The sequence below is a fragment of the Kitasatospora sp. NPDC092039 genome (assembly GCF_044756065.1).
Taxonomy (GTDB): Bacteria; Actinomycetota; Actinomycetes; order Streptomycetales; family Streptomycetaceae; genus Kitasatospora.
Genome location: NZ_JBIVSD010000052.1, coordinates 1 through 3,981 on the forward strand (window position 1 = coordinate 1; position 3,981 = coordinate 3,981).

The window sequence follows — 3,981 nt, forward strand, 5'->3', positions numbered from 1 at the left end:
TGGCGGAGGCGCGGGAGTGGCCTGAGGTGGGTCGGCCGCGGCGGGCGGGTGTGTCGTCGTTCGGGATCAGTGGGACGAACGCGCACGTGATCGTGGAGGGGGTCGCCGAGGAGGCGGCTGTCCCTGTCGAGGGCTCAGGTGTGGTCTCGGCTGTGGTGCCGTGGGTGGTGTCGGGCCGGTCGGTGGAGGCGTTGCGGGCGCAGGCCGGCCGCCTGGCGGAGTACCTGGTGGAGCGTCCGGCGGTCGCGGCGGGTGATGTGGGCCTGTCGCTGGTGTCGCAGCGTTCGCTGTTCGAGCAGCGGGCGGTCGTGACGGGGGCCGGCCGTGAGGAGCTGCTCGCGGGACTGCGGGCGCTGGCCGAGGGCGGTACGGCGGACAACGTCACCGTCACACCCCCCACCACACCCACCGACGACTCGAACAAGCTCGCCCTGCTCTTCACCGGCCAGGGCGCGCAGCGCCTCGGCATGGGCCGCCGGCTGTACCAGGACTTCCCCGTCTTCGCGAAGGCGTTCGACGAGGCGTGCGCGCAGTTGGACGCGCATCTGCCCGTCCCGCTGAAGGACGTCGTCTTCGGCACGGACGCCGAACTCCTGGACCGGACCCTGTACGCCCAGTCGGCCCTGTTCGCCCTGGAGACCGCGCAGTTCAGGCTTCTGGAGCACTACGGCATCGAGGTCGACCACCTGCTCGGACACTCGATCGGCGAGGTGGCCGCCGCCCATGCCGCGGGCGTCCTCGACCTGCCGGACGCCGCGCTCATGGTGGCGACGCGGGGACGGCTGATGCAGGCCGCCCGCGGTGACGGCGCCATGATCGCCGTACAGGCCACCGAGCAGGAGGTCCTGACGGTCCTCGGGGACCGCGACCACCTGGCCGGGATCGCCGCGGTCAACGGCCCGCGGTCCGTCGTGGTCTCGGGCGATGCCGAGGTCGCCACCGAGGTCGCCGACCACTTCGCGGCGGTGGGGCGCAGGACCAAGCGGCTGCGGGTCAGCCACGCCTTCCACTCCGCCCACATGGACAGCGCGCTGGAGGAGTTCCGCACCGTCCTCGAAGGCCTGACCTTCCGCGCGCCCGTCCTCTCCGTCGTCTCCAACGTGACCGGGAGGGAGGCCACCGCCGAGCAACTCTGCTCCCCCGACTACTGGGTGTCCCACATCCGCCGTGCCGTCCGGTTCGGCGAGGGGGTCGGGCACCTCGCCGGGCTCGGCGTCGGGACCTACCTCGAACTCGGCCCCGACGGCGTCCTGACGGGCCTGGTCCCGGACTGCCTGCCCGCCGGGACCGACGCGGTCGCGCTGCCGCTGCTGCGTGCCCGCCGCCCGGAGAGCGACTCCCTCCTCGCCGCCGTCGCGCAGACCGCCTTCGCCGGCCACCTGCCCGACTGGTCCCCGCTGTTCGCCGGGGCGCGGCCGGTGGAGCTGCCGACGTACGCCTTCCAGCACGGGTCCTACTGGCTGCAGGAGGACACCGCCGTCGCGGACGTGGCGTCGGCCGGCCTGGAGACGGTGGGGCACCCGCTGCTGGGCGCGGCGGTCGAGCGGCCCGACGGGCAGGGCTGGGTGTTCACCGGCCGGCTCTCGCCCACGACCCACCCCTGGACGGACGACCACGTCATCGGCGACGAGGTGCTGCTGCCCGGTACGGCGCTGGTCGACGTCGCCCTCGCGGCGGGCGCCCGGGCGGGCTACCGGCGGCTGGACGAACTCACCCTGGAAGCCCCGCTGTCCCTGCACCCCGACGCCCCGGCCGACCTGCGGGTGGTGCTGGATCCCGCGGAGGATGGACGCTGGTCGCTGGCCGTGTTCACGCGCTCCGGCGACACCTGGAGGCGCCACGCCACCGGCGTGCTGGCGGCCGGGGCCGAAGGCGCCGGGAGCGCGCTGACGAACTGGCCGCCGAAGGACGCGCCCCCCCTCGACGTGGCCGACGCCTACGAAGCCCTGGCCGCCCGCGGCTACGACTACGGGCCGACCTTCCAAGGACTGCGCGCCGCCTGGCGCGACGGTGACGTGCTGTACGCGGAGGTCGGGCTTCCGGCCGGTGCGGAGCCCTCCGGCTTCGGCGTGCACCCGGCCCTGCTGGACGCGGCGCTGCACCCGCTCGTCCTGGAGGGCGACCGGGCCGCCGGGCTCCGGCTGCCGTTCGCCTGGACCGGCGCCGAACTGCACGCCACCGGTGCCACCGCGCTGCGGGTACGGCTGACGCCCACCGGTACCGACACCGTGGCCCTGGCCGTCTGCGACGCCGACGGGGCGCCGGTCGCCACCGTCGAATCGCTGACCCTGCGCCCCTACTCGGCGGCGGGCGGGGGCCGCACGCCGCTGTTCGCCGTGGACTGGGTGCCGGTGCCGGACCCGGCCGCCGCCACCTCGGCTGCCACCACTCCGGTCGGCGCCACTCCGGTCGGCGCCGACCCGGACCTGCCGACGGACCGCTGGGCCGTCCTCGGTACGCGCGGCCCGGACCTTCCGGGCGTGACCCGCCACGCCGACCTCGCCGCGCTGTCCGGCGCGCTCGAGGACCTGGACGCGGTCGTCCTCCCGTGGACGGCGAACGTGCCGGCGCACGAGGTGCCGTCCGCGGCCCATGACGCCGCCCAGGAGGTCCTGCTCCTGCTGAAGGGCTGGCTGGCCGAGGAGCACCGCACCTCCGCGCCCCTGGTCGTCCTCACCCGGAACGCGGTGGCCGCCGAAGCGGGCGAAGGCGTGGCGGACCTCGCCGCCTCCGTGCTGTGGGGCCTGCTGCGCACCGCCCAGACCGAACACCCGGGCCGTTTCGTCCTCCTCGACGTCGACGCCGACCCGACCCCCGGGCTCGTGGCCGCCGCCCTCGTCACCGGAGAACCCCAACTCGCGTTGCGCAACGGCTCCTTGAAGGCGGCGCGGCTGAGCCGGCAGGCCACCCGCGAGCTGCTCGCGCCCCCGGAGGGCGCGCCGGCCTGGCGGATGGAACCGGGCGCCAGCGGCTCGCTCGACGCGCTGTCCCTGCGCCCCCGCCCCGAGGCGCTCGCCCCGCTGCAGCCGGGAGAGGTGCGCGTCGCCGTCCGCGCCGCGGGCCTCAACTTCCGTGACGCGCTGAACGCCCTGGGGCTCTACCCCGGCGAGGCCGGCCCGCTCGGCATCGAGGGCGCCGGCGTGGTCACCGAGGTCGGCCCCGGGGTGACCGGGTTCGCGCCCGGCGACCGGGTCATGGGCCTGCTGCCCGGTGCGTTCGGACCGGTGGTGGCCACCGACAGCAGGATGCTCGTCACCGTCCCGGACGGCTGGACGTTCGCCCAGGCGGCAGCCGTTCCCGTCGTCTTCCTGACCGCCTACTACGCGCTGACCGACCTGGCCGCCCTGGCCCCGGGCCAGTCGCTGCTGGTCCACGCGGCGGCGGGCGGCGTCGGAATGGCCGCGGTGCAGCTCGCCCGCCACCTCGGCGCGCGGGTCTTCGGCACCGCGAGCCCCGGCAAGTGGGACGCGCTGCGCTCCCTGGGCCTGCCGGACGAGTGCATCGCCTCGTCCCGGGACCTCCACTTCGAGCAGGGTTTCCGCCAAGTGCTGGGCGAGGACGGCGGGTTCGACGTCGTACTCAACTCGCTGGCGCACGAGTACGTGGACGCCTCACTGCGGCTGCTGCGCCCCGGCGGCCGGTTCCTGGAGATGGGCAAGACCGACGTCAGGGACCCGGAGTCCTTCCCCGACATCTCCTACCGGGCGTTCGACCTCATGCAGGTCGACGCGGACCGCATCCAGGAGATGCTCACCGACCTCGTGGGCCTCTTCGAGGAGGGCGCGCTCACCCATCTCCCGCTCACCGTCCGGGACATCCGCCGGGGCCGGGACGCCTTCCGCCACATCAGCCAGGGCCGCCACACCGGCAAGAACGTGATCACCCTCCCGGTGGCGTTGGATCCGGAGGGGGCGGTGTTGGTGGTGGGTGGTACGGGGGTGTTGGGGTCGTTGTTGGCGCGTCATCTGGTGGTGGCGTGTG

The 3,981-nt window shown here is 74.8% G+C and carries 1 protein-coding gene; it reads left to right on the forward strand.

Features of this window, described 5'->3' with window-relative positions:
• Window positions 1–50: 50 nt before the first annotated feature.
• On the forward strand, window positions 51–3,981 hold a 3,931-nt coding region (locus ACIQI7_RS38895), incomplete at its 3' end, for an acyltransferase domain-containing protein (RefSeq protein WP_401119592.1).